This window comes from Bradyrhizobium sp. WSM471 (assembly GCF_000244915.1).
Lineage (GTDB): Bacteria > Pseudomonadota > Alphaproteobacteria > Rhizobiales > Xanthobacteraceae > Bradyrhizobium.
This window is the reverse complement of the sequence record NZ_CM001442.1, coordinates 7,191,482-7,214,767: the sequence shown is the minus strand read 5'-3', so window position 1 is coordinate 7,214,767 and position 23,286 is coordinate 7,191,482. Positions and strand designations below refer to the sequence as shown.

Genomic DNA, 23,286 nt, shown 5'->3' with positions numbered 1-23,286 from the left:
CTCACATCGCGCTCCTTCCCCCTTGTGGGGGAGGAGGTTGTCAGAAACGAAATCTGTCGCGATGCTCGCGAACAGCGCCGAGCGGTTATGTGCGTCACACGAGCCGCACCTCAACTTGCCGTCATCTGTCGTTAGGAACAGTCGCGTGCACCGAGATGTTGTGTCATATCAAGCCGTCGGCATCGACTTCGCCGCAGTTACCGATTCGAGGATTTCTCCATGCGCCAGCCGTTCCTGACCCTCACTGCGATCTTCACGCTGCTGGGCGTAGCGGATGCCGGCGCGCAGCGGTACGATCCGGCCTATCCCGTATGCATGCACCGCTACACCGGCGGCGGTTTGGGGGGTGGGGGCGGTGACTACTTTGACTGCACCTTCACTTCGTTGCCGCAATGCCGTGCCACGGCATCGGGGCTTGCCGCGACCTGCGATCTCAATCCCTATTTCGCCTTCAACGAACCGGTGCCGCCTCGCCGGCGTCACAAGAAGGTGCAACAGTAGCGGTAGGTGACTGCCGGTGCGGTTCTCATGGCCGTGCCTTGGTCCACCTTGCGGGCAGATGCCGCGCGCTATTCCTTCTTGATCCCCGACAGCTCTACCACCTTCCGCCAGCGCTCGGTTTCTGCGGTCAGCATGCAGCCGAACGCGTTGGCGTTGCCGTGCAATGGGACCGCGCCGAGCCCGGCGATGCGGGACTTGATCTCCGCATCGGACAGCGCGGCGGCGATTTCGCGATTGAGCAGGTCGACGATCTCGCGCGGCGTGTCGTGCGGAGCGCCGACACCGTAGAACGAACTCGTCTCGTAGCCGGCGAGCGTGTCCGCGATCGATGGCACGTCCGGCAGAATCTCCGAGCGCTCGCGCGTGGTGACGCCGAGCGCGCGCAGCTTGCCGGCGCGCACGAGCTCGAAGGATGAAGTGACGTTGTCGAACATGCCATGGATCTGGCCGCTCATCACGTCGGTCAATCCGGGAGCCGAGCCGCGATGGGGCACGTGGGTGAACTGCACGCCGGCCAGCGACTTGAACAGCTCACCGGAGAGATGCAGCGAGGTACCGATGCCGGAAGAGGCGATCGACATCTTGCCGGGATTGGCCTTGGCGTAGGCGATGAAGTCGGCGACGCTGGTCACCGGCAGGTCGTTGTTGACGACCAGCACCAGCGGAATTCGCGCGAGGCCGGCGACCGGCGCGATGTCCCTGGCGAAATCATGCGGCAGCGCCGGGTCGAACGAGGCGTTGATGGCGTTCGCGGTCGAGGTCACCGCGCACGCCGATCCCACCGGTTTGGTAAAGGATGACTAGAGTTAATCGCGCACTAACCCGCTTTTACCTTGTCTCTTAACACCTGGGCAGGGCGTGCGAGCTAAGCTGCCGGGAACCAGCAGACACGTTCCGAAAGAATGAACGGCATGACAACCGGCGTCATCGAGCAACCGAAAGCTCCGCGCGCACCTTCGGCTTCGAAAATTTGGCTGAAGGCGATCGAGCTCACCGCACGGATCGAGACGTTGCCGGGCCGGCTGTTCGCCGATGTCGTCGATGATTGGGCGCAGCGCCAGCCCGATCGCATTGCGCTGGCCACCGATGACGCGAGCCTCGACTATGAGGGGCTCTCGAAACGCATCAATCGTTACGCGCGGTGGGCGCGCTCGGCCGGTGTGGCCAAGGGCGACACTGTCGCGCTGATCATGCCGAACGGCATCGACTATGTCGCAGCCTGGCTCGGCATCAGCCGGGTCGGCGGCGTGGTCGCGCTGATCAACACCAAGCTCGTCGGCCAGTCGCTCGCGCATTGCATCGGAGTAGCAAAGCCCGCTCACATCATTGTCGCGCACGAGCTCAAGGATGCGCTGGATGGCGCGTCGCCGCACCTGAAAACGGAAGCAAAGGTCTGGACCCATGGCGATGCCCGCAGCGAACGCGCGATCGATGTCGCGCTCGCCGCCCTCTGTGACGGGCCGCTTTCGCCGGACGAGCGTGGCGACGTCACCATCGACGACAGGGCCCTGCTGATCTACACGTCCGGGACGACCGGCCTTCCGAAGGCCGCCAGCATCAGCCACCGCCGCATCCTCAATTGGGGCTTTTGGTTCGCCGGCCTCACCAGCGCGACGCCGCAGGATCGGCTCTACGATTGCTTGCCGCTGTTCCACTCGGTCGGCGGCATCGTCGCACCATGCAGCATGCTCGCTGCCGGCGGCTCGGTGGTGATCGCGGAAAAATTCTCAGCCTCGAATTTCTGGCCCGACATCGTGCGCCACGACTGCACGTTGTTTCAGTATATCGGCGAGCTCTGCCGCTACCTGCTCAAGGCGCCGCCCTCGGAATACGAGAACCGGCATCGCCTGCGAATCGTCTGCGGCAACGGCCTTCGCGGTGACATCTGGGACGATTTTCAGGGGCGTTTCGCCATTCCGCGCATCCTCGAATTCTACGCGGCGACGGAAGGCAATTTCTCGCTGTTCAACGTCGAGGGCCAGCCCGGCGCGATCGGCCGCATTCCGCCGCTGCTCGCGCATCGTTTCCCTGCCGGTCTCGTCAGGCTCGACCCCGATAACGGCGCGCCGCTGCGCAATGCAGGGGGATTTTGTATCGCCTGCGCGCGTGGCGAGGCCGGCGAAGCCATAGGCCGCATCGGCACGGCGGACGAGGGCGGCGGTCGCTTCGAGGGCTACACCGAGGCGAGCGAGACCGAGAAGAAGATCCTGCGCGATGTCTTTGCCAGGGGCGATTCCTGGTTTCGCACCGGCGATCTGATGCGGCTCGACGAGAAGGGCTTCTTCCACTTCGTCGACCGCATCGGCGACACCTTTCGCTGGAAGGGCGAGAACGTCGCGACCTCGGAGGTCAACGACGCCGTGCGCGATTTCACCGGCGTGATCGATGCCACCACCTACGGCGTCAGCATCCCCGGCACCGATGGGCGCGCCGGCATGAGCGCGATCGTGGTGAACGAGGGCTTTGCCGTCGAGGTGCTGCCCGCCCACTTCGCACAGCGCCTGCCGGCCTATGCTCACCCCGTCTTCATACGCATCTCGCGCGAGCTCGATGCGACCGAGACCTTCAAGCAGAAAAAGGGCGAGCTCGTGCGCGAGGGATTTGATCCGGGCGCGGTCTCCGATCCGCTGTTCATGCTGGACCCGAAGACCGGCGCCTATGTCGCGCTGGACGCGGAGACGTATGCGCAAATCAACGATGGTACGATCCGGCTCTAGCCGCGCGAAAATTCGCCAGATAGGTCCAATTTTATCCGAATTGTCCAAGAAGCCATTTACTTCTGTCGGGTAAACAAACGGCCAAGGGAGGCGGTCATCAAGAACCGCCGCAACACGAACGACAACAGAAGCGAGCCAGCCATGTCGGTACGGTCTAAGGTCATTGAAGCGATCCAGCAGATCGCCAAGGAGCAGCACGTCGCGCTTCCCGCGCTCTCGGACGATCTGTCCCTGCACGAGACGGGCTTCGACTCGCTCGCCTTCGCCATCCTGGTGGCGCGCCTCGAGGACGAGACCGGCGTCGACCCCTTCACCATCTCCGAGGACGCAGCGTTCCCCGCCACCGTGGGCGATTTCGTGCGGGCCTACGAAAATGTCCCCGCGTGAGATCTTTGCGCTTCGCGACCATCTCGGCGCGGAGCTGACGGGCCGCGCTCTGTCGGATGCGCACCATGTCGTGTCGCTGACCGATGTCCTGTCGCAGACGGTCCTGGGTGGCCGCCTGGGCGAGCTGTCCGGGCGCGCGGTGCTGCTGAAAGTGTCCGACCAGCTCCGATCGGGCCTTGCCATGATCGAGCTCGACGGTATTGCCCGCCGCATGCTGCTGTGTCCGCCCGATCTCAACCCCGCGCATCTCGACACGCTGATGGCGGATGCCGGGGTCGATGCCGTCATCACCGACGAGCCCGATTGCTGGGCAGAGACTGGCGTGCCGCTGGTCGTCACCGCACAACTGCCGCTTCAGGCCACCGCACCGGCCAGGACCGAACGCGCCACGGAATGGCTGATGCTGACTTCGGGCACGTCGGGCGTGCCGAAAATCGTCGGCCATACACTGGAAGCACTCACCGGCGCCATCGTCGCCGAAGGCCCGGCGCGCGGACCCGCGCCGGTATGGGCGACGTTCTACGACATCCGCCGCTATGGCGGCCTGCAGATATTCCTCCGCGCCGTCCTCTCCGGCGGTTCGATGGTGCTATCCGATCCGCATGAGGCCCTCGGCGATCACGTTACGCGGCTGAACGCGCGCGGCGTATCCCACATCTCCGGCACGCCCTCGCACTGGCGCAAGCTGTTGATGAGCGGCTCGGTCGCGCAATTCGCGCCGCGTTACGTCCGCCTCTCCGGCGAGATCGCCGACCAGGCGGTGCTGGACGGCCTGAAAGCGGCGTTCCCGAATTCCTCCGTCGGCCATGCCTATGCATCGACCGAGGCCGGCGTCGGCTTTGCCGTCAATGACGGGCTGGAAGGCTTTCCGGCGGACTATCTCGGCAACCGCAACGGCGTCGAAATGAAGGTCGTCGACGGCTCGCTACGTATCCGCTCGACGCGCACGGCGCACGCCTACATCGGCCGCGACGCGGCTGCGCTCACCGATGCAGACGGGTATGTCGATAGCGGCGATATCGTAGAATTGCGTGGCGACCGCTACTATTTCGTCGGCCGCCGCGGCGGCATCATCAATATCGGTGGGCTGAAGGTTCACCCCGAAGAGATCGAGGCGGTGATCAACCGTCATCCCGACGTGCGGATGTCGCGGGCGAAGTCACGCAGGAGCCCGATCACCGGCGGCATCGTCGTCGCGGACGTGATCCTCGCCGACGGCACCGATCCGGCGCGCGCGAAAGAGATCCGCGACCAGATCCTGGATCAGTGCCGCGCGCAGCTCGCGTCCCACAAGGTGCCGGCGGTGATCCGCTTCGTCGAGGCGCTCGACGTCACCCCGGCCGGCAAACTGGCGCGCACCGATGCATAATGTTCTCGTCACGGGTGGTAGCCGCGGCATCGGCCTTGCGATCGGCCAGCGGCTTGTTGATGGCGGCTACAACGTGATCGCGGCGGCGCGGCGCGAGAGCGACGAGCTCAAGGCGGCGATTGCCGGGTCGGAGGGCCGCCTGCATTTCCGCGCCTGCGACCTCGCCGTGATCGATGCGATTCCCGCTTTCGCAAAACTCGTGCGCGATGAATTCGGCCCGATCTACGGCCTCGTCAACAATGCCGGCCTCGGCACCGAAGGCCTGCTGGCGACCATGCACAATTCCGAGATCGAGGCGCTGGTACAGCTCAACGTGCTGTCGCCGATCATTCTCACCAAATATGTGGCGCGCCAGATGATGGCCGACGGCGCCGGCCGCATCATCAACATCTCCTCGATCATTGCGACCACCGGCTATAACGGCCTCTCCGTTTACGGTGCGACCAAGGCCGCCGCTACCGGCTTCACCCGTTCGCTCGCGCGCGAGGTCGGCAAGCTCGGCATCACCGTGAACGCGATCGCGCCCGGTTTCATCGACACCGAGCTGACGCACAACCTGTCCGACGACAGCCGCAAGCGCATCGCCGGCCGCAGCGCGCTACGCCGCCTGCCGGAGACCGACGACGTCGCGCGGATGGTGGAATATTTGCTGGGAGAGGGCGGCCGCAATGTGACGGGTACCGTGTTTACGGTCGACGCGGGCAACACGGCGTAGCCGGAACTCCGTCGCCACAATTGCATTGATCCGGCGCAATGACATCATCCGGATTTGGTCGTAAGATGCCGCGCAATCGATTGGGTTTACGTCAATCGATCTGCCCTAATCGATAGGGAGCAGTCCATGACCGCTTCGAGCCTGGACAAGGCGTCGGCAAAGCCATCTTGCGCACAGCAAAGCGACGTTCACTGCCAGCCCGTTCACTGCGAGCCGATGTCTCACCAAAATTCCGGTGACCACGGTCACGAAATGTATCCGCAGAAATTCGTGCGTCTGGTCGGTTGCCACGACGTACCCTCATCCGCGCTGCGCAAGCGTCAGGACGAGAAGCTGCACTAGACATTCAGGTCCGGTGCTTCGGCAGGTCAATCCGTTCGTGTGAGAACTCCGGCGGGCCGTCGGTGAGGCGGCGGATCCGGCGCTCGCGTTCGTCTTCAGACAGGGCAGGATCGAGCAGTCCCTCGAGTTCATGCACCGCAAGCTTTTCGATCCTGGTGGCATCCGAAGCGAGCGGGTGCCCTGGCGGGAGTGCCGGGGGCGCGACCTTCAGGCCCAGCTCGACCAGCTGACGGATGGCATCCGAGCGCGACAGGTGATGGGTTTCGGCCCAACTATCGACGGCGGCGGTCAGGCTTTCCGGCATCTTCACCGCGCTGATCGGATCACGCCCAGTGTGCCGGCTTACCGGAGCGATGGGGTCCTTCCTGTCGGAGTCGGACACGTCGATGTTCCCTCGCTACCATGTCAGATCATCGAGACTAGACGCCATTTGCGCGCAGCTGTTTGATGCCGATCAATGACCTTCTGTGGCATTGCAGCGCGCCTTCATCTTGTTGTCCCGGTCCATTTCGGCCAATGGTTGCAAGGGCGCGCGCCTGGCGAACCCGAACCGATTCTTCTACGTATGTCTCTTTGGACGTGCGTCCCAACCATCCGGCATCATCCGATGACATCAGCGTTCTATAGCGGCATTCCGGTCTTTCGCGGCTTCACCAGCCTGATGGACCCCGCTTTGTATTCGCCGCTGCCCGACGACTGGAGCGTCGGCGTTGCCGACATCGTGGATTCGACCAAGGCTATCGCGGCGCAGCGCTACAAGGCTGTGAACATGGCCGGTGCCGCCGTGATCGCGGCCGTGACCAACGCATTGGAGGGACGCGAATTTCCCTTTGTGTTCGGCGGCGACGGCGCGAGTTTTGCGATCGCGCCCAATGATCTCGAACTGGCCCGCGAGGCTTTGGCTGCGACCGCGACCTGGGTCCGGGAAGATCTCGACTTGCGGATGCGCGTCGCGCTGGTGCCGGTGAGCGCCATTCGCGCGCAGGGCTTCGACGTGCGCGTCGCGCGCTTCGGTCCGTCGGCCAATTTGTCCTACGCGATGTTTTCGGGCGGCGGGCTCGCCTGGGCGGACGCTGCGATGAAGCGCGGCGAGTTTGCGATACCCGAAGCGCCCGCGGGCACGCAGCCCGATCTCTCCGGCCTGTCCTGCCGCTTCGAGGTGATTCCGGCGGCGCGTGGCCTGATCCTGTCCGTGCTGGTGATGCCGGCCCAGGGCGCCGATCCCTCGGTATTCCGCAACGTGATCGAGGACATCATCCATCTCGTCGAGCGCAGTCCGGATGCCGGTCGGCCCGTGCCGCCACAAGGGCCGCCGCTGACATGGCCGCCACAGGGGCTGGAATATGAGGCGCGCACCAAGCGCGGAGGTCCGTTGTTCGCACGCCGCGCCAGCGTGCTGGCCTACACGCTTTTCGTCTATCTGATCATGCGCTTCGATCTCAAGGTCGGCGGCTTCGTGCCGAAGTTCTATACACGGCAGGTCGTGGAGAACTCCGATTTCCGAAAATATGACGACGGCCTGCGCATGATCCTCGACTGTACGCCCGAGCTCGAACGCGCCCTCAGCGATCGCCTCGCGACTGCCGCGCGCGACGGCATCGTACGTTACGGCCTCTACCAGCAGGACGCTGCGATGATGACCTGCTTCACCCCGTCGGCGCTCCGCAGTGACCACGTCCATTTCATCGACGGTGCGCGGGGCGGCTACGCCTCGGCTGCGACGGCGCTGAAGGCGATGACGGCGTGAAGCGCTAGCGCCCCGCCCGCGTCCAGGTCTCGCCGCCGCAGAGCGCGCCGACGCAGCCTTCGACCCGCAGTGAATCCGCTGATGTCACCGTAACGCTGCTCGCATAGGTGCTGCCGTCGTCGGCATTGTAGATCTGGCCCGACCATTTGTTCGGCCCTGAAGGCTGCATGCCGCTGAACAATGGCAAGCCGATCATCGGGCGCCTGGCGAGGGCGGGATTGGGATTCTTGCTGTCGGAGGCGGGCTGGCCGGTCGCGGTGTCGTGGGGTTCACGCAGCCAGACGACATTGCCGCAGATGCCGCTGCCGCATTTGCTGATCTTGACGCGGGCATCGCCGGCCTGGGTCAGCCAGGTCCCGTCGGCGCTCTGCGCATGGGCGGCAGTCGCGCCGAGGAGCGCAGCCAGAAGGACGATGAGAGCAGCGAATCTGGAAGTCATGGAGAGAGCCCCGAAGTGGAGCGCCTCCATAGCAGCCTAGCAGGACAGTGCAACGCTGGATGGAATCACATTCCTGCGTTTATTTGCCTGCGTGCAATGACCTGCGCTCATTTGCCCCAGCGCACCAAGGCGACCGAACCTGCGGTCGACAGCCCGAACACCATCATGGCGCCGCCGACCAGGGCGAACAGGGTCCAGGCTGGAGCCTGCGCCATCATGAGGGTGCCGCCGCCGATCGCGACGATCAGAAGCCGCGCGGTGGAGGCGAGCACGGGACCGCCGACCCGCGCCGCGCCCTGCGAGGAGAAATACAGCGATACGCCCATGCCGAAGAACACGAAGGTCGGGCCTGCCCAGTGGAAATAGCTGTGCGCGGCGGCGGCGACGCCGGGATCCCTGGTGAAGAGCGAAACCCACAGTGACGGATCGAGCGCGATGACGAGGCCGATCAGGCCGACCGTGATTCCCGAGGCCGCGGCCGCGGTCCAGGCCACGCGCCGCGCGCGCTTCACCTGGCCGGCGCCCATCGCCATGCCGACCATCGGCACCGATGCGATGCCGAAGGCGAAGGTGATCGGGATCAGCAAGAATTCCAGTCGCGAGCCGATGCCATAACCTGCCAGCATCTCGGTGCCGAAGGTCGCCAGGATCTTGGTGAAGATCAAAATGGTGAGCACGGTCTGGAGCGGCGACAGGCAGGCGACCGCGCCGACCTTGAGGATGTCGAAGAACAGCGCGCGATCGAAATGGAAGGCGCGGAAGTCCAGCGGCAGCCGGCTGCGGCCGGACCAGAGATACCAGAGGAAAAAGATCGCAGCGCAGGTGAACGCGATCAACTGACCGGCGGCGACACCGGGCATGCCGAATTGCGGCACGCCGAACAGGCCAAGCCCCAGCGTGCCGCCGAGCGCGATCTGGAGCACGCTCGTCCCGATCAGCGCCATCGAGGGCAGACGCATGTCGCCGGTGCCGCGGATCACCGAGGCCAGCGTGTTGACGAGCCAGATCGCGACCGCGCCGGAGAACAGCATTTGCGAATAGCCGCTGGCTTCCTCGAGTACACGCTCGCGCCCGCCCAGCAGCATGAAGAAGGAGCGGCCGAAGACGAGCATGGTCACCGTGAAGAAAAGCCCGCCGCAGAGGCCGATGATGGCGGCGTGCAGCGCCAGCGTCGCCGCACGGGTCCGATCGCCTGCGCCGAGCGCGCGGCTGATCGCAGACGAGACGCCGCCGCCCATCGCGCCCGCGCTCATCATCTGTGTCAGCATGGCGAACGGAAACACCAGCGCGATCGCTGCGAGCGGGATGGTGCCGAGCCGGCCGATATAGGAGGTCTCGGCAATCGCGACCAGCGTGCTGCCGACCATCGCGATCATGTTGGGGATCGCAAGCCGCAGCAGTGTCGGCAGGATCGGTGCCGTCAGCAAGCTGGCGATGGGGGAGGCGACCGGGGCAGGCGGCGGCACGGCGTCCAGGGAGGCGTCGATCGTCATGTGTCACCGCGCGGAATATTGGATGATGATCGACATATTACAGGGCGTGCGGCGCCGGCGCCAGCCTCGCTTCACGCAGGGCTCACCAAGGCAGGCCGCAGAGGTCGATGGTGCCCAGCGTCGGCGCGCTGACGATGTTGCAGACATAGGGCGCCATGTGGGTGAAGCGGATCCGCCCCTCCGGCTGCTCGCAATAGACCTCGCCCTTGAAGGGGAGCCAGCTGCGGGCCTCGTAGAACGCGACATTGTGCGGCTCACAGAACAGCAGCGCGAAGCGGACCGCCTCGTTGGCGCGCATGGTATGCACTGCGGCGTCGATCGCCATGGTCGCATAGCCGCGGCCGCGCCGGTCCTCCCGCGTGCAGACGCCGCCGATGCCGCCGATGTGAACCTTCTGCCCGTTCCAGGTGACGGTACGGAAATAGATGCCGACATGGCAGACGAGACCATCCTCGGGCGTCTCGATCAGCACGCGCAGGTCGGCATTGGCCCATTTGACGTGAGCCCAAGGCTGCTTCGCGACGATATCAGGTCCGAAGACCGCCTGATGCAGCGGCTGCGCCATTCGCCAAGAGGCGTCGCCGTTCAAAATGTCGATCTCGATGCTCATCGCTCTCTCTTTCGCATCTCCGCGCCGCCGGTGCGTTTCGTTCTGCCATAAGCATCTCAAAGGCAATGATATTTTACGGCCCGGTTGAAACGCCCGACATCCTTGCGGCGATTTTATGCAATCCGGCCAAGCCGCCGTACCATGCCTTTTGGAAAATTCGCGGTATTTAACGGCCACGGAACCTTCTATAAGGGGTGACCGTTAAGTCTCGTTCCCCCATCAGTCGCGGACAACACCCATGACCTTTACGCTGCCCCCACTCCCCTACGCCTATGACGCCCTCGGGCAATTCATGTCGAAGGAAACGCTCGAATTCCACCACGACAAGCATCATCAGGCCTATGTCACCAACGGCAACAACGCGCTCAAGGGCACCGAATGGGAAGGCAAGTCCCTTGAGGAGATCGTCAAGGGCTCGTTCGGCAAGAACCCTGCGGTGTTCAACAATGCCGGCCAGCACTACAACCACATCCATTTCTGGAGCTGGATGAAGCCCAATGGCGGCGGCACCAAGCTGCCGGGCAAGATCGAGAAGAAGATCAACGAGGACCTCGGCGGGTTCGAGAAGTTCAAGACGGACTTCCAGGCGGCCGGCGTCGGCCAGTTCGGCTCCGGTTGGTGCTGGCTCCAGGTCAAGAACGGCAAGCTCGAGATTGCCAAGACCCCGAACGGCGAGAATCCGCTGGTGCACGGCGCCACCCCGATCCTCGGCTGCGACGTCTGGGAGCACTCCTACTACATCGACTATCGCAACCGCCGTCCCGACTATCTGAAGGCGTTTGTCGAGAACCTCGTGAACTGGGAATACGTCGAGTCCCTGTTCGACAAGGCCTGAGTTAAGCCTCATCGGAATAGCGAAAGGCGGTCGCTCGTGCGGCCGCCTTTTTGCTGTGCGGAATTCGCACTTCGCCCGCATGGCCCTGCGCGACGTGTGCATCGCTCCCGTCATCGTACTGTTTGCATCGCATCTGCGGCGCCCTTAATCAGGACGGGCATCACCCTCGAGCCGAACGCGCCCGTTGTCAGAACCCTCCCCGAAAGACCCGGCGCCCGCCGAGGACGCGGACTCCGAGCCACGGCCGGGTCGCGTGCGCAAGCCGATCGGCTGGTCGACCATCATCATCGCAGCGCTGGTGGCGGTGAGCGCGGGTCTGGTCTGGCGGCGTGACGGCACCGACGGTGTTCTCGACATCCTGACCCACGATCTCTCGCTGTTCAGCGGCATCCTGCCGCGCGTGCTGGCCGGCTGCCTGCTCGGTGCGTTCATCTCCGAGATCCTGCCGCACGAGAAAGTCTCGCGCGCGCTCGGGCCGAAATCGGGCCTGAAAGGCCTTCTGATCGGTACCGCCTTCGGCGCGATCCTGCCCGGCGGTCCCTTCACCGCCTATCCCGTGGCGAGTGCGCTGCTCGCGGTCGGCGCCGATTTCGGTGCCACCATCGCCATGGTCGTGAGCTGGACCCTGATCGGCTATGGCCGGGCAGTGGCCTGGGAAATCCCGATCATGGGGACCGACTTCACATTGTGGCGCATTGTCATCTCGCTGCCGTTGCCGGTGCTCGCAGGCGCGCTCGGCCGCTTCGTCTATGTCCGGCTTTATCCGAAGTGGGCCCTGAAGGACGATGAGAATTGAGCGCCGCGCTTCTGATCGACATCCTGTTGTGGGGCTCGGTGTTCGGCGTCGGCCTGATCGCCTTTCGCCGCGGCCCACCGGTGTTCAAGGCCTCGCTGCGCGAAGGCTCGATGGACTTCATCAACATCGTGCCGCGGATCGCGCTGGGGGTGATCGGCTCCGGCTACATCGCCGCCATCATCCCGCAGGAGGTGATCAGCGGCTGGCTCGGCCCGGACAGCGGCTGGCTCGGGGTCGCGACGGCCGTGATCGCCGGGGCCGCGACGCCCGGCGGCCCGGTGATCGGCTTCTCCATCGGTACGGTGGCGCTGAAATCAGGCGGTGGGGTGCCGCAGGTGGTTGCCTATGTCGTCGCCTGGGCGCTGTTTGCCTTCCAACGGGTAATTTTGTGGGAAATTCCGTTCATGCCGGCCCGTTTCGTCTGGTTCCGCTGCGCAGTCTCGGTGCCGTTCCCGTTCGTCGCCGCCGCCATCGCCATGGTGATCGGCAAGCCCTGAGCCCGGCGTGGACAGGGGTAACGTTATAATATAACGTTCCGACATGGTTCCCGCCGCGTCCCCAGCCCATCATCACGACCATCATGGCCATTCCAATGACCACGGGCATTCGCATGGACACGATCACACCCACGCGCATAACACCCACGCCCATGTCCACGATGCGGCCTCTCCGCATCCGGCTCAGGCGGCGCATTGGTCGATCCTGCGCATGACGATGGCCGCCCGCCTCGCGGCCGCGCTCGCGGTCTGCGCCGTGCTCTGGGGCGTGGTCTTCCTGGCGATGAGGTGACCATGGCGGCGCTGCATTTCCACAACGTTACGCTCGGCTATGACCGCCATCCGGCCGTGCACCACCTCAACGGGGAGGTCGCGCCGGGCGCGCTGCTGGCCGTGATCGGCCCGAACGGCGCCGGCAAGTCGACGCTGCTGCGGGGCATCGTCGGCATCCTCAAGCCGCTCGACGGCAGCATCCATATCGGCGGGCTCGACAGCCGCGATATCGCCTATCTGCCGCAGAGTGCGGAGATCGACCGCAGCTTCCCTATCTCGGTGCTGGACTTCGTTGCCACCGGGCTGTGGCGTGGGACCGGCCTGTTCGGCGGCATCGGCAAGGCGGCGCGCGAAAAGATCCTCCGCGCGATCGCTTCCGTTGGGCTCAACGGTTTCGAAAACCGCCCGATCGGCACACTCTCGGGCGGCCAGATGCAGCGCGTGCTGTTCGCGCGCGTGCTGCTCCAGGACGCCCGGCTGATCGTACTCGACGAGCCCTTCAACGCCATCGACAGCAAGACCACGGCCGATCTGCTGGCGCTGGTGAAGCACTGGCATGGCGAGGGCCGCACCGTGCTCGCCGCACTGCACGACATGGAGATGGTGCGCACCCATTTCAGCGAGACGCTGGTGCTGGCGCGCGGGCCCGTGGCGTGGGGGCCGACGGCGGAAGTGCTGACGCCGGAAAATCTGATGGTCGCAATGAGGATGTGCGAAGCCTTCGACGACAGCGCCGCCGCCTGCTCGGCCGATGATGCCCGCTCACGTGCGGCTTGATATCCGATGCTCTATGACGCGCTGATCGGCCCGTTCACCGAATTCGAGTTCATGCGACGTGCGCTCGCGGCCGTCATCGCGCTGTCGCTCGCGGGGGCACCGATCGGCGTGTTCCTGATGCTGCGGCGGATGAGCCTGGTCGGCGACGCCATGGCGCATGCAATTCTTCCCGGCGCCGCTGTCGGTTTCCTGCTCTCGGGTCTCAATCTGTTCGCGATGACGGCCGGTGGCCTGATCGCAGGTTTTACCGTCGCGATCCTCGCAGGTCTCGTCGCGCGCTCGACCGGGCTGAAGGAGGATGCCTCGCTCGCGACCTTCTATCTGGCCTCGCTGGCGCTGGGCGTGACTATCGTCTCGATCAAGGGCACCAACATCGACCTGCTGCACGTGCTGTTCGGCAATATTCTCGCGATGGACGACCAGACGCTGCTGGTCGTCGCCTTCAACGCCACGGTGACGCTGCTGGTGCTCGCCGTGATCTACCGGCCGCTGGTGATCGAGAGCGTCGATCCCTTGTTCTTGCGCACCGTGAGTCGGGCTGGCGGGCCTGCGCATCTGGCTTTCCTCGCGCTGGTCGTGATCAACCTCGTCAACGGCTTTCAGGCGCTCGGCACGCTGCTCGCGGTCGGTCTGATGATCCTCCCGGCCGGCATCGCGCGGTTCTGGTCGCGCGATCTCACCGTCATGATCTGCATCGCGGTCGTCGCTGCCGCCGTCTCCGGCTATGCAGGTCTCGTGCTGTCGTTCCAGACCCGTGTGCCGTCGGGCCCTGCGATCATTCTGGTGGCGAGCGCGCTCTACACCGTCTCCGTCCTGTTCGGTCGGGTCGGCGGTGTCGTCAGGCAACTATTTCCCGGCCGGCATCTGGAAGCGTGACAGCGATGCGGCGCATCCTGCTTTGTGTGCTTTTGCTGATTGCCTCGCCGCTGCATGGCGCAGAGCAGCTCAAGGTCGTCGCGAGCTTCTCGATTCTCGCCGATTTCGTCCGCAATGTCGGCGGCGACCGGATCAATCTGACGACGCTGGTCGGAGCCGACAGCGACGTCCATGTCTACGCGCCCGCACCAAGCGATGCGAAGCGGATCGCGGACGCAAGGCTGGTCATCGTCAACGGACTTGGCCTTGAGGGTTGGCTGCCGCGGCTCGTGCAGTCCTCGGGCAGCAAGGCGCAGGTGATCACCGCGAGCGCCGGCATCGCGCCGCTCAAGCTCGGCTCTGCCGCCGACCCGCATGGCTGGCAGTCCGTCCCCAACGCGAAGGTCTACGTCACCGACATCGCCAATGCGCTGGCCGCGGCCGACCCTGATGATGCGGAGTTCTTCCGCGCCCAGGCCAAGGCCTATCTGGAAAAGCTCGAAACGCTCGACCGCGAGGTCCGCGAAGCCGTGGCCAAAATCCCGCAGGAGCGGCGTAAGGTGATCTCGACCCATGACGCCTTCGGCTATTTCGCCGCCGAATACGGCGTCCAGTTCATCGCGCCGCTCGGCGTCTCCACGGAAACCGAGCCCAGCGCGCGGGACATCGCCACCATCATCGGCCAGATCAAGGCTCAAAAAATACCAGCCGTGTTCCTGGAAAATATCAGCGACGACCGGCTGATCCGGCGGATCGCGGCGGAGACCGGCTCAAAAGTCGGCGGGACCCTGATTTCGGACGGTTTGACCGGCGAAAAGGGGCCTGCACCCACTTACATTGATATGGTCAGGCACAATATAAAGGCCCTGACCAGCGCGCTTGACCACTAGGGCAGGGGCCACCCCGCCCCGCCTCGCGTCGCGCGAAAAGCCCGAAGTCCGGAGTTGTTATGTCTGAAGCGACCGCCCCAAAAATTCCCGTGACCGTCCTGACCGGCTATCTCGGTGCCGGCAAGACCACGCTGCTGAACCGCATCCTGTCGGAAAACCATGGCAAGAAGTACGCCGTCATCGTCAATGAATTCGGCGAGATCGGCATCGACAACGACCTCATCATCGGCGCCGATGAGGAAGTGTTCGAGATGAACAACGGCTGCATCTGCTGCACCGTGCGCGGCGATCTCGTGCGCATCATGGAAGGCCTGATGAAGCGCAAGGGCAAGTTCGACGCCATCATCGTCGAGACCACCGGTCTTGCCGATCCGGCACCGGTGGCCCAGACCTTCTTCGTCGACGAGGACGTGCAGAAGAACGCGCGCCTCGACGCGGTGGTCACGGTTGCGGACGCCAAATGGCTGTCCGACCGTCTCAAGGACGCGCCCGAGGCCAAGAACCAGATCGCCTTTGCCGACGTCATCGTGCTGAACAAGACCGATCTCGTCACCAAGGGTGAGCTGGCCGAGGTCGAGGCCCGCATCCGCGCCATCAACCCCTATGCGAAGCTGCACCGCACCGAGCGCTGCTCGGTGGCTTTGGCCGACGTGCTCGACCGCGGCGCCTTCGACCTCGACCGCATCCTCGACATCGAGCCGGACTTCCTGAATGCCGAGGATCATGACCACGACCATGATCATCATCACCACGGTCACGATCATCATCACGATCATGATCACGGCCACGGCCTGAAGCACTATCACGACGAGGACATGCAGTCGCTGTCGCTCAAGACCGACAAGCCGCTCGATCCGAACGTGTTCATGCCATGGCTCCAGAATCTGGTGCAGGTGGAGGGCGGCAAGATCCTGCGCTCCAAGGGCATCCTCGCCTTCCACGACGACGACGACCGCTACGTCTTCCAGGGCGTCCACATGATGCTTGAGGGCAACCACCAGCGGAAGTGGAAGGACGGCGAGCCGCGCGAGAGCCGCCTCGTCTTCATCGGCCGCGAATTGCCGCAAGACCTCATTCGCCAGGGTTTTGAGAGCTGCATCGTCTCGTGATGAAAGAGTTTACGCCACCCGCCGATTCCGCCTCGATCGTCTCCGTCACCGAGCGCGTCAAGCCGCTCGCGCTCGGGATGGTCGTGACCTCCGTGCATTTCCTTGGCAACCGCGCCGCCTTCGTCGGCGGCGAGGAGAATGTCGCGTTCGTGGATGGCCAGGGCGAGATCAGCAAGGTCGCCGTGCACAGCGGCGGCATTCTCTCGGCCGCCTCCGATGGCAAGCGCCTCGTGATGGGCGGCGACGATGGAAAAGTCGTGTCGCTCGACACCAAGGGCGAAGTGACGCTGCTTGCGACTGACCCGAAGCGGCGTTGGATCGATGCAGTGGCGCTGCATCCGGATGGTGCCTACGCCTGGTCGGCCGGCAAGACCGCCTTCTTCAAGAGCGGCAAGGGCGAGGAGAAGTCGCTCGAGGTGCCCTCGACCGTGGGCGGCCTCGCGTTTGCGCCGAAGGGCCAGCGTCTCGCGATTGCCCATTACAACGGCGCGACGCTGTGGTTTCCCAACATGGCGGGATCGGCCGAATTCCTGCCCTGGGCCGGCTCGCATCTCGGCGTCACTTTCAGCCCGGATAACAAATTCCTGGTCACCACGATGCATGAATCGGCTCTGCACGGCTGGCGGCTTGCCGACAACAGGCACATGCGCATGACCGGCTATCCCGGCCGCGTCCGCTCGATGTCATGGAGCGCGGGCGGCAAGGCGCTGGCGACCTCGGGCGCCGACACCGTCATCCTGTGGCCTTTCGCAAGCAAGGACGGCCCGATGGGCAAGGAGCCCGCGATGCTCGCGCCGCTGCAGGCGCGCGTGTCGGTCGTCGCCTGCCATCCAAGGAACGACATCTTCGCGGCCGGCTACAGCGACGGCACCGTGCTGATGGTGCGGTTGGAGGACGGTGCCGAGATCCTGGTCCGCCGCAATGGCACCCCGCCGGTGGCCGCGCTCGCCTGGAACGCCAAGGGGACTCTGCTGGCGTTCGCCGACGAAAATGGCGACGGCGGTCTGCTGGAGCTTTAAGCTGTCATCGTTCTGACCGTAGATGGGGCCATGCGGTTTCTGACGACCTTCCAGATCGCTGACTTTGCGGACACGCTGGTCAGCCTGTTCACGGCCTTCGTGCTGGGCACACTGATCGGCGCCGAGCGGCAGTATCGCCAGCGCACCGCGGGCCTGCGTACCAATGTGCTGGTCGCGGTCGGCGCCGCCGCCTTCGTCGATCTCGCCATGCACCTGACCGGCGCTGACGGCGCGGTGCGGGTGATCTCCTACGTCGTCTCGGGCATCGGCTTCCTCGGCGCCGGCGTCATCATGAAGCAGGGCATGGACGTGCGCGGGCTCAATACCGCGGCGACGCTTTGGGCTTCGGCTGCGGTCGGCTCCTGCGCCGGCGCCGACATGGTCGCGCAGGCCGCGGCGCTGACGGTGTTCGTGATTGCCGGGAACACCATGCTGCGGCCGCTGGTCAACGCCATCAACCGCATCCCATTGAACGAGAAGACCTCCGAGGCGACCTATTACTTCAAGCTCGCGGTCGCACCGGACGCTTTGCCCGACATGCGTGACCGGCTGGTCGAGAAGCTTGAGGGCGCAAAATATCTGGTGGCCGATATCGACATGGTCGAAACCGGGGACGATCTGATCGAGATCGTGGCAAAGCTGGTCGCGACCGCCGTCGATCCGAACGAACTGAATGCGGTGGCGACCGATCTCCAGCACCTCCCCGGCGTCCGCCACGCCACCTGGGAAGTCAGCACCACGGATTGAGCGCGGCGATGGGGCGCGCAGGCGTCGGGTTCCGGCGGCCATTGGCAGGGAACCGCAGACCGGCGATTTCGTTGATCCCGAGGACAAAGGCGGTGATCGACATGCCCGGCCAATATGACAAGCGCAGACTGAAGCTCGACCTGATGGTCGCCTGCTCGCTGTTCGCAGCCGGCGTTGTGGTGTCAGGCATGTCGCTGGCGCAAATCCGCGCCGAGACCCGGATGCAGACCGCCCAGGCGACGCAACCGCTTCAGGGCACGCCGTCCGACGATCAGAACAAGCCCGCGGAAGCCAAGCCCGGCGGCGACCGGCCGACCACGCCCGCCCCGGAGCCGGCGCGGCCCGACCCGCAGACGCAGGGCGCTGCGGGCGCGGCGAAACCAGCATTGCCGCCGGCGCCGGCCGAGAAGATCGCGCCGCCGATCGAGAGGAAGTAGGTTCTGCATCCTCCGCGAACGCTGTCATCGTCCGCGAAGGCGGACGATCCAGTATTCCAGAGGCTGTGCGTGGATACGGAGAGGCCGGCGTACTGGATGCCCGCCTGCCACCTACGCTAAAGCTTCGGCGCGCCTGGACCTCAACCTCGGCGAAGCCTTGGCGTAGCCGGGTCGCGGGGCATGACAGCAGTGGGCGAGGCGCGACGGTCCCTCACCGCACCAGAACGTTCCGGAACTGCCAGGGATCGCTCGTGTCGATATCTTCCGGGAACAGTCCCGGACGATCCGTCAGCGGCGTCCAGTCGGTGTAGAAGCCCTTCACCGGGCCGAGATACGGCAGCTGGATTTCCAACAGACGATCGAAATCCATCTCGTCGGCTTCGACGATGCCCTCGTTCGGGTTTTCGAGCGCCCACACCATGCCGCCGAGCACGGCGGACGTCACTTGCAGGCCGGTGGCGTTCTGATAGGGCGCGAGCTTGCGGGTCTCTTCGATGGAGAGCTGCGAGCCGTACCAGTAGGCGTTGTTGTCATGGCCGAACAGCAGCACACCGAGTTCGTCGATACCGTCGACGATCTCGTTCTCGTCGAGGATGTGGTGCTTTTCCTGCATCTTCGCGGCGCGGCCGAACATCTCGTGCAGCGACAGCACGGCATCGTCAGCCGGATGATAGGCGTAGTGGCAGGTCGGCCGATAGACCGCCGTGCCCGATGCATCGCGCACGGTGAAATAGTCGGCGATCGAGATCGACTCGTTGTGGGTGACGAGGAAGCCATACTGCGCGCCGCGGGTCGGGCACCAGGTGCGCACGCGTGTGTTGGCGCCGGGCTGCATCAGATAGATGGCAGCGCCACAGCCGGCTTCGTGAGTCCGCGCATTTTCGGGCATCCATTTTTCATGAGTGCCCCAGCCGAGTTCTGATGGCTGCACGCCTTCCGACAGGAAACCTTCCACCGACCAGGTGTTGACGAAGACATCCGGCTCTTTCGGCTTCTTGGAGCGCTGGGTGTCGCGTTCAGCGATGTGGATGCCCTTGATGCCGGCTTGTCGCATCAAGTCCGCCCATTCGGCTTTGGTTTTCGGCTTGGGGGCATTGAGCTTCAGATCGGCGGCGACGTTGAGCAGCGCCTGCTTCACGAAAAACGAGACCATGCCGGGATTGGCGCCACAACAGGAGACGGCCGTCGTCGAGCCCGCGGGGCGCGCCTTCTTGGCGGCCAGCGTCGCCTCGCGAAGGGCGTAGTTGGAGCGCGCCTCCGGGCCCTTCGACGAATCGAAATAGAAGCCGAGCCAGGGCTCGTTGACGGTGTCGATATAGAGAGCGCCGAGCTCGTTGCAGAGCTCCATGATGTCGGTTGAGCCGGTGTCGACCGAGAGATTGACGCAAAAGCCCTGGCCACCGCCTTCAGTGAGCAGCGGGGTCAGCAACTCCCGATAATTGTCCTTGGTCACGCCCTTCTGGATGAAGCGCACATTGTGCTTCTCGCAATGCGCTTTGCGACCCTCGTCCTTGGGATCGATCACGGTGACGCGCGACTTGTCGTAGTCGAGATGCCGCTCGATCAGCGGCAGCGTGCCCTTGCCGATGGAGCCGAAGCCGACCATGACGATGGGACCGGTGATCTTCGCGTAGATCTGCGAGGCGGGGCTCATGGGATGGTTTCTCCGGAACGTGCTGGCGAACAAAGGATGGGGGATCAAGCGTTACGGCGCTTGGCGGTGACTTCGATCTCGACCTTCATCTCGGGCTTGGCGAGGCCGCTGACGACCAGCAAGGTCGCGGCCGGCCTGATGTCACCGAGAACGTCGCCGCAGACAGCGAAATGGGCATCGATATAGCTGGCGTCGGTGACGTAATAGGTCGCACGGACGATATCGGCCATCTCGAATCCGCCCTCCTGCAGGGCGGCTTCGATGGTCTTGAAGCAGTTGCGTGACTGGCTCGTGACATCGGCCGGCATCGTCATCGTTGTGTAGTCATAGCCTGTGGTTCCCGCGACGAAGGCGAACTCGCCGTCGATCACGGCGCGGCTGTAGCCGACGGTCTTCTCAAGCGGAGAGCCGGTGGAGATCAGGCGACGGGACATGGTCGTGGGCCTCGACTGAAGGGGGCGTTTGGCGGGTTAAAGGGCGTTTCTCAGCCCCGCGCAACCCTAAAGCAAAGGGCACGCGCGAGCATCTCCGCTCGGCGCGGCTTTGGTATTGCGATCATGGCAATCCCTTACGCCGCGCGCGCCTCGAGGCCGCGAACTACCCTCCGTTTGGGCAGGGTCGCGCCAGTCGGGACGATCATCCCCGCGGCGCCATCGAGCGCACCGGCCTGGAATTCGATCGCCAGCAGGCGGTCGCGCTCGAACGGGCCGGGCAGCGACAGCTCGCCGGTCCTCTCATGCGAGAATCCGAAGCGGGCGTAGTAAGGGGCGTCGCCGAGCAGGATCACGGCGGCATGTCCGCGCGCCCGGGCGGCAGCCAGCGCTTGTTGCATCAGCGCGGCGCCGATCCCGAGCTCGCGGCAGGCAGGGTCCACCGCCAGCGGTCCGAGGACCAGAGCGGGCCTGCCTCCGGCGCTGACGTGCCACAGCCGCACGGTTCCCACGAGTTTCCCCTCGCGCATCGCGGCCAGCGCAAGGCCGGCAGCGGGTGCGCGTCCGTCACGCAGGCGCTGGCAGGTGCGGCCATGGCGGTTCTCGCCAAAGGACGCATCGAGCAGCACTTCACGCATCGCAACGTCGGCAGCACGCTCGCTGCGGATCGCGAACGGAGCGGCTTTCGAGGTGGGGTCAACCTGTGTCTTCCGAAGAGCAGTCATGGCGCGTCAGTCCCCGCTTGAAACCGACGTGCGCAAAGCACGCCGGTCCAAGGCGTCGTCAGATCGAAATGTCAGGGAGGGAGCCGGCAAGCCGGCTCCCGGGTTCGTCAGGCCTCAGACGAGAGGCGGATCAGATGTGGTAGGTCTTCAGCGGCGGGATGCCGTTGAACGCCACCGCCGAGTAGGTTGACGTATAGGCCCCGGTGCCTTCGATCAGCAGCTTGTCGCCGATCTCGAGCGTCACCGGAAGCGGATACGGGTTCTTCTCGTACAGCACGTCGGCGCTGTCGCAGGTCGGGCCAGCGAGCACGCACGGCGTCATGTCCGCGCCGTCATGCGGGGTGCGGATGGCGTAACGGATCGACTCGTCCATGGTCTCGGCGAGACCGCCGAACTTGCCGATGTCCAGATAGACCCAGCGCACCTCGTCCTCGTCGCTCTTCTTCGAGATGAGCACGACTTCGGATTCGATGATGCCGGCGTTGCCGACCATGCCGCGGCCCGGCTCGATGATGGTCTCCGGAATCTGGTTGCCGAAGTGCTTGCGCAGCGCGCGGAAGATCGAGCGCCCGTAGGTCACCACCGGCGGCACGTCCTTCAGGTACTTGGTCGGGAAGCCGCCGCCCATGTTGACCATGGTCAGGTTGATGCCGCGCTCGGCACAGTCGCGGAACACCTGCGAGGCCATCGCCAACGCACGGTCCCACGCCTTCACCTTGCGCTGCTGCGAGCCGACATGGAAGGAGATGCCGCACGGCTCCAGGCCCAGACGCTTGGCAACATCGAGCACGTCGACGGCCATCTCCGGGTCGCAGCCGAACTTGCGCGACAGCGGCCATTCGGCGCCGGCGCAGTCATAGAGGATGCGGCAGAACACCTTTGCGCCGGGCGCGGCACGGGCGACCTTCTCGACTTCGGCGGTGCAATCGACCGCGAACAGCCGAATGCCGAGCGCGAAGGCGCGCGCGATGTCGCGCTCCTTCTTGATCGTGTTGCCGAAGGAGATGCGGTCGGGCGTCGCACCGGCGGCCAACGCCATCTCGATCTCGGCGACCGTCGCGGTGTCGAAGCAGGAGCCCATGGAGGCGAGCAAAGCCAGCACTTCCGGCGCCGGGTTCGCCTTGACGGCATAGAACACGCGGCTGTCGGGCAGCGCCTTGGCAAAGGTCTGGTAATTGTCGCGCACGACTTCGAGGTCGACGACGAGGCACGGTTCGGTGTCGAGGCCCTCGCTGCGGCGGTTGCGCAGGAATTCCTGGATACGGTCGGTCATAGCACTCTCCCAAACGGCCCAGCGACGGGGATCCGTTCAAAAAATGACGTCGGATAAGAGCGCTCCGGCCAGATCGCGCGATGGAGGCGCGACGAGCCAAAGACTCACATCAGACTGTGCTGCCGTGGATTGGTTGGGAATGTTCCCGCCCGCACACCTGGCAATGAAGGACAAGCCTTTTCAGTAGCCCGCGCCGGCGTTGGACTGCCGGTAGAGACCAAAAAAGCCCGATCCGTCGTTGCTTTAAGTCGCGTCCCCCGTTGAGAGCGGGGTGCGCCGGTTCGCCTCCGGCTGCCAGTCACGGTTGCAAAGAGCAAAGTCACCTTCGACAAGGCATCTCTTTGAGAGAGATGCTGGACGCTCCGGGTTTGCTTTCGTCTTCCGGCTAAGAGCCTTCCGACTTCCACACTTCCGAAGAGCCCCTCGGCTTCTTCACCCCTTGGCGGCTGTCCGGCCTCTTGTCCGGATACCTACCGACTGACACACGACCACAGGCACGTGCGAAATTGGGCAATCCGCACATAAGTGTTTTGACTCTGGTTCGCAAGAGATTTTTTAGGCTGCGAGCAGAATTGCCTAACATCTGCTTGCGAAGTGTTGCGCGAGCGACGCGGAAGATGAACGCGCGTTAAGTTTCTGCGCGCGTGT

The 23,286-nt window shown here is 64.6% G+C and carries 27 protein-coding genes; 18 read left to right on the top strand and 9 right to left on the bottom strand.

What is annotated here, in order from left to right; all coding sequences use genetic code 11:
• Positions 1 to 219 precede the first annotated feature (219 nt).
• Entirely contained in the window at positions 220 to 501 is a 282-nt protein-coding gene (locus tag BRA471DRAFT_RS32890) for a DUF3551 domain-containing protein (protein ID WP_007615218.1), read from the top strand.
• A 68-nt stretch (positions 502 to 569) separates the two neighbouring features.
• Here BRA471DRAFT_RS32890 and BRA471DRAFT_RS32885 read toward each other — a convergent pair whose 3' ends face one another.
• Positions 570 to 1,283, bottom strand: coding sequence for a tripartite tricarboxylate transporter substrate binding protein (locus BRA471DRAFT_RS32885; RefSeq protein WP_256379920.1), 714 nt, complete (start codon positions 1,281 to 1,283; stop codon positions 570 to 572).
• Positions 1,284 to 1,403: 120 nt separating this feature from the next.
• Between BRA471DRAFT_RS32885 and BRA471DRAFT_RS32880 the strand changes: the two genes are divergently transcribed.
• The 5 genes from BRA471DRAFT_RS32880 (at position 1,404) to BRA471DRAFT_RS32860 (ending at position 6,031) form a co-directional block, all read left to right on the top strand.
• Positions 1,404 to 3,218 carry a long-chain-acyl-CoA synthetase gene (locus BRA471DRAFT_RS32880; RefSeq protein WP_007615217.1) on the top strand — a complete coding sequence of 605 codons (1,815 nt, stop codon included), beginning with the start codon at positions 1,404 to 1,406 and terminating at the stop codon, positions 3,216 to 3,218.
• A gap of 141 nt (positions 3,219 to 3,359) precedes the next feature.
• Positions 3,360 to 3,605, top strand: a complete 246-nt coding sequence (locus BRA471DRAFT_RS32875; protein ID WP_007597226.1) for an acyl carrier protein — start codon at positions 3,360 to 3,362, stop codon at positions 3,603 to 3,605.
• Positions 3,592 to 4,974 (top strand): class I adenylate-forming enzyme family protein, encoded by a 1,383-nt coding sequence (locus tag BRA471DRAFT_RS32870; protein WP_007615215.1) that lies wholly within the window; start codon positions 3,592 to 3,594, stop codon positions 4,972 to 4,974. The genes BRA471DRAFT_RS32875 and BRA471DRAFT_RS32870 overlap by 14 nt, the downstream gene beginning before the upstream one ends.
• Complete coding sequence (locus BRA471DRAFT_RS32865; RefSeq protein WP_007615213.1) at positions 4,967 to 5,689, top strand: SDR family NAD(P)-dependent oxidoreductase; 723 nt, start codon at positions 4,967 to 4,969, stop codon at positions 5,687 to 5,689. The genes BRA471DRAFT_RS32870 and BRA471DRAFT_RS32865 overlap by 8 nt, the downstream gene beginning before the upstream one ends.
• 126 nt (positions 5,690 to 5,815) lie before the next feature.
• Positions 5,816 to 6,031 (top strand): hypothetical protein, encoded by a 216-nt coding sequence (locus BRA471DRAFT_RS32860; RefSeq protein WP_007615211.1) that lies wholly within the window; start codon positions 5,816 to 5,818, stop codon positions 6,029 to 6,031.
• A gap of 4 nt (positions 6,032 to 6,035) precedes the next feature.
• On the opposite strand, the gene BRA471DRAFT_RS32855 is transcribed toward BRA471DRAFT_RS32860, so the two are convergent.
• Entirely contained in the window at positions 6,036 to 6,413 is a 378-nt protein-coding gene (locus BRA471DRAFT_RS32855; protein WP_007615209.1) for a ribbon-helix-helix domain-containing protein, read from the bottom strand.
• Positions 6,414 to 6,638: 225 nt separating this feature from the next.
• On the opposite strand from BRA471DRAFT_RS32855, the gene BRA471DRAFT_RS32850 reads away from it, so the two are divergent.
• A complete protein-coding gene (locus tag BRA471DRAFT_RS32850; protein ID WP_007615207.1) occupies positions 6,639 to 7,778 on the top strand; it encodes a DUF3095 domain-containing protein in 1,140 nt (379 codons plus the stop codon).
• Between the two features lie 4 nt (positions 7,779 to 7,782).
• Here BRA471DRAFT_RS32850 and BRA471DRAFT_RS32845 read toward each other — a convergent pair whose 3' ends face one another.
• The 3 genes from BRA471DRAFT_RS32845 to BRA471DRAFT_RS32835 form a co-directional block, all read right to left on the bottom strand.
• Entirely contained in the window at positions 7,783 to 8,217 is a 435-nt protein-coding gene (locus tag BRA471DRAFT_RS32845) for a DUF2147 domain-containing protein (protein ID WP_088931444.1), read from the bottom strand.
• A gap of 107 nt (positions 8,218 to 8,324) precedes the next feature.
• Positions 8,325 to 9,710 carry an MATE family efflux transporter gene (locus BRA471DRAFT_RS32840; RefSeq protein ID WP_007615203.1) on the bottom strand — a complete coding sequence of 462 codons (1,386 nt, stop codon included), beginning with the start codon at positions 9,708 to 9,710 and terminating at the stop codon, positions 8,325 to 8,327.
• An 82-nt stretch (positions 9,711 to 9,792) separates the two neighbouring features.
• Positions 9,793 to 10,320, bottom strand: a complete 528-nt coding sequence (locus BRA471DRAFT_RS32835) for a GNAT family N-acetyltransferase (protein WP_007615202.1) — start codon at positions 10,318 to 10,320, stop codon at positions 9,793 to 9,795.
• A 238-nt stretch (positions 10,321 to 10,558) separates the two neighbouring features.
• Between BRA471DRAFT_RS32835 and BRA471DRAFT_RS32830 the strand changes: the two genes are divergently transcribed.
• From BRA471DRAFT_RS32830 to BRA471DRAFT_RS32780, 11 genes are all read left to right on the top strand, one after another.
• The gene (locus tag BRA471DRAFT_RS32830; protein WP_007615200.1) at positions 10,559 to 11,155 is read left to right on the top strand and encodes a superoxide dismutase; all 597 of its coding nucleotides are present in this window, start codon (positions 10,559 to 10,561) and stop codon (positions 11,153 to 11,155) included.
• Between the two features lie 184 nt (positions 11,156 to 11,339).
• Complete coding sequence (locus BRA471DRAFT_RS32825) at positions 11,340 to 11,951, top strand: permease (protein ID WP_007615198.1); 612 nt, start codon at positions 11,340 to 11,342, stop codon at positions 11,949 to 11,951.
• Entirely contained in the window at positions 11,948 to 12,448 is a 501-nt protein-coding gene (locus tag BRA471DRAFT_RS32820; RefSeq protein WP_007615196.1) for a hypothetical protein, read from the top strand. Before BRA471DRAFT_RS32825 ends, BRA471DRAFT_RS32820 begins: the two co-directional genes overlap by 4 nt.
• Before the next feature lie 43 nt (positions 12,449 to 12,491).
• On the top strand, positions 12,492 to 12,740 hold the full coding sequence (locus BRA471DRAFT_RS32815) for a hypothetical protein (protein ID WP_007615194.1): 249 nt from the start codon (positions 12,492 to 12,494) through the stop codon (positions 12,738 to 12,740).
• 2 nt (positions 12,741 to 12,742) lie between these two features.
• Positions 12,743 to 13,498: a metal ABC transporter ATP-binding protein gene (locus BRA471DRAFT_RS32810; RefSeq protein ID WP_007615192.1), complete on the top strand. Its 756-nt coding sequence runs from the start codon at positions 12,743 to 12,745 to the stop codon at positions 13,496 to 13,498.
• Between the two features lie 6 nt (positions 13,499 to 13,504).
• On the top strand, positions 13,505 to 14,374 hold the full coding sequence (locus tag BRA471DRAFT_RS32805) for a metal ABC transporter permease (protein WP_007615191.1): 870 nt from the start codon (positions 13,505 to 13,507) through the stop codon (positions 14,372 to 14,374).
• A 5-nt stretch (positions 14,375 to 14,379) separates the two neighbouring features.
• Positions 14,380 to 15,243, top strand: a complete 864-nt coding sequence (locus BRA471DRAFT_RS32800) for a metal ABC transporter solute-binding protein, Zn/Mn family (protein ID WP_007615190.1) — start codon at positions 14,380 to 14,382, stop codon at positions 15,241 to 15,243.
• Positions 15,244 to 15,302: 59 nt separating this feature from the next.
• Positions 15,303 to 16,352, top strand: coding sequence for a GTP-binding protein (locus BRA471DRAFT_RS32795; RefSeq protein WP_007615189.1), 1,050 nt, complete (start codon positions 15,303 to 15,305; stop codon positions 16,350 to 16,352).
• The gene (locus BRA471DRAFT_RS32790; RefSeq protein ID WP_007615188.1) at positions 16,352 to 17,371 is read left to right on the top strand and encodes a WD40 repeat domain-containing protein; all 1,020 of its coding nucleotides are present in this window, start codon (positions 16,352 to 16,354) and stop codon (positions 17,369 to 17,371) included. Before BRA471DRAFT_RS32795 ends, BRA471DRAFT_RS32790 begins: the two co-directional genes overlap by 1 nt.
• 30 nt (positions 17,372 to 17,401) lie before the next feature.
• Positions 17,402 to 18,118 carry an MgtC/SapB family protein gene (locus BRA471DRAFT_RS32785; RefSeq protein ID WP_007615187.1) on the top strand — a complete coding sequence of 239 codons (717 nt, stop codon included), beginning with the start codon at positions 17,402 to 17,404 and terminating at the stop codon, positions 18,116 to 18,118.
• A gap of 101 nt (positions 18,119 to 18,219) precedes the next feature.
• Positions 18,220 to 18,555, top strand: coding sequence for a hypothetical protein (locus tag BRA471DRAFT_RS32780; protein ID WP_007597175.1), 336 nt, complete (start codon positions 18,220 to 18,222; stop codon positions 18,553 to 18,555).
• Positions 18,556 to 18,766: 211 nt separating this feature from the next.
• Here BRA471DRAFT_RS32780 and BRA471DRAFT_RS32775 read toward each other — a convergent pair whose 3' ends face one another.
• The 4 genes from BRA471DRAFT_RS32775 to BRA471DRAFT_RS32760 all read right to left on the bottom strand — a co-directional run bounded on the left by BRA471DRAFT_RS32775 (position 18,767) and on the right by BRA471DRAFT_RS32760 (position 22,638).
• Positions 18,767 to 20,209 carry a homospermidine synthase gene (locus tag BRA471DRAFT_RS32775; RefSeq protein ID WP_007615186.1) on the bottom strand — a complete coding sequence of 481 codons (1,443 nt, stop codon included), beginning with the start codon at positions 20,207 to 20,209 and terminating at the stop codon, positions 18,767 to 18,769.
• 44 nt (positions 20,210 to 20,253) lie between these two features.
• Positions 20,254 to 20,643, bottom strand: coding sequence for a RidA family protein (locus tag BRA471DRAFT_RS32770; RefSeq protein WP_007615185.1), 390 nt, complete (start codon positions 20,641 to 20,643; stop codon positions 20,254 to 20,256).
• Positions 20,644 to 20,777: 134 nt separating this feature from the next.
• Entirely contained in the window at positions 20,778 to 21,365 is a 588-nt protein-coding gene (locus tag BRA471DRAFT_RS32765; RefSeq protein WP_007615175.1) for a GNAT family N-acetyltransferase, read from the bottom strand.
• Between the two features lie 130 nt (positions 21,366 to 21,495).
• A complete protein-coding gene (locus tag BRA471DRAFT_RS32760; protein WP_007615165.1) occupies positions 21,496 to 22,638 on the bottom strand; it encodes a type III PLP-dependent enzyme in 1,143 nt (380 codons plus the stop codon).
• Positions 22,639 to 23,286: the final 648 nt, after the last annotated feature.

Bases quoted from the DNA above. Each gene is read 5' to 3' on its own strand.
- BRA471DRAFT_RS32890 (WP_007615218.1), top strand. From the start codon at position 220: ATGCGCCAGCCGTTCCTGACCCTCACTGCGATCTTCACGCTGCTGGGC.
- BRA471DRAFT_RS32880 (WP_007615217.1), top strand. From the start codon at position 1,404: ATGAACGGCATGACAACCGGCGTCATCGAGCAACCGAAAGCTCCGCGC.
- BRA471DRAFT_RS32875 (WP_007597226.1), top strand. From the start codon at position 3,360: ATGTCGGTACGGTCTAAGGTCATTGAAGCGATCCAGCAGATCGCCAAG.
- BRA471DRAFT_RS32870 (WP_007615215.1), top strand. From the start codon at position 3,592: ATGTCCCCGCGTGAGATCTTTGCGCTTCGCGACCATCTCGGCGCGGAG.
- BRA471DRAFT_RS32865 (WP_007615213.1), top strand. From the start codon at position 4,967: ATGCATAATGTTCTCGTCACGGGTGGTAGCCGCGGCATCGGCCTTGCG.
- BRA471DRAFT_RS32860 (WP_007615211.1), top strand. From the start codon at position 5,816: ATGACCGCTTCGAGCCTGGACAAGGCGTCGGCAAAGCCATCTTGCGCA.
- BRA471DRAFT_RS32850 (WP_007615207.1), top strand. From the start codon at position 6,639: ATGACATCAGCGTTCTATAGCGGCATTCCGGTCTTTCGCGGCTTCACC.
- BRA471DRAFT_RS32845 (WP_088931444.1), bottom strand. From the start codon at position 8,217: ATGACTTCCAGATTCGCTGCTCTCATCGTCCTTCTGGCTGCGCTCCTC.
- BRA471DRAFT_RS32840 (WP_007615203.1), bottom strand. From the start codon at position 9,710: ATGACGATCGACGCCTCCCTGGACGCCGTGCCGCCGCCTGCCCCGGTC.
- BRA471DRAFT_RS32835 (WP_007615202.1), bottom strand. From the start codon at position 10,320: ATGAGCATCGAGATCGACATTTTGAACGGCGACGCCTCTTGGCGAATG.
- BRA471DRAFT_RS32830 (WP_007615200.1), top strand. From the start codon at position 10,559: ATGACCTTTACGCTGCCCCCACTCCCCTACGCCTATGACGCCCTCGGG.
- BRA471DRAFT_RS32815 (WP_007615194.1), top strand. From the start codon at position 12,492: ATGGTTCCCGCCGCGTCCCCAGCCCATCATCACGACCATCATGGCCAT.
- BRA471DRAFT_RS32810 (WP_007615192.1), top strand. From the start codon at position 12,743: ATGGCGGCGCTGCATTTCCACAACGTTACGCTCGGCTATGACCGCCAT.
- BRA471DRAFT_RS32805 (WP_007615191.1), top strand. From the start codon at position 13,505: ATGCTCTATGACGCGCTGATCGGCCCGTTCACCGAATTCGAGTTCATG.
- BRA471DRAFT_RS32800 (WP_007615190.1), top strand. From the start codon at position 14,380: ATGCGGCGCATCCTGCTTTGTGTGCTTTTGCTGATTGCCTCGCCGCTG.
- BRA471DRAFT_RS32795 (WP_007615189.1), top strand. From the start codon at position 15,303: ATGTCTGAAGCGACCGCCCCAAAAATTCCCGTGACCGTCCTGACCGGC.
- BRA471DRAFT_RS32790 (WP_007615188.1), top strand. From the start codon at position 16,352: ATGAAAGAGTTTACGCCACCCGCCGATTCCGCCTCGATCGTCTCCGTC.
- BRA471DRAFT_RS32785 (WP_007615187.1), top strand. From the start codon at position 17,402: ATGCGGTTTCTGACGACCTTCCAGATCGCTGACTTTGCGGACACGCTG.
- BRA471DRAFT_RS32780 (WP_007597175.1), top strand. From the start codon at position 18,220: ATGCCCGGCCAATATGACAAGCGCAGACTGAAGCTCGACCTGATGGTC.
- BRA471DRAFT_RS32775 (WP_007615186.1), bottom strand. From the start codon at position 20,209: ATGAGCCCCGCCTCGCAGATCTACGCGAAGATCACCGGTCCCATCGTC.
- BRA471DRAFT_RS32770 (WP_007615185.1), bottom strand. From the start codon at position 20,643: ATGTCCCGTCGCCTGATCTCCACCGGCTCTCCGCTTGAGAAGACCGTC.
- BRA471DRAFT_RS32765 (WP_007615175.1), bottom strand. From the start codon at position 21,365: ATGACTGCTCTTCGGAAGACACAGGTTGACCCCACCTCGAAAGCCGCT.
- BRA471DRAFT_RS32760 (WP_007615165.1), bottom strand. From the start codon at position 22,638: ATGACCGACCGTATCCAGGAATTCCTGCGCAACCGCCGCAGCGAGGGC.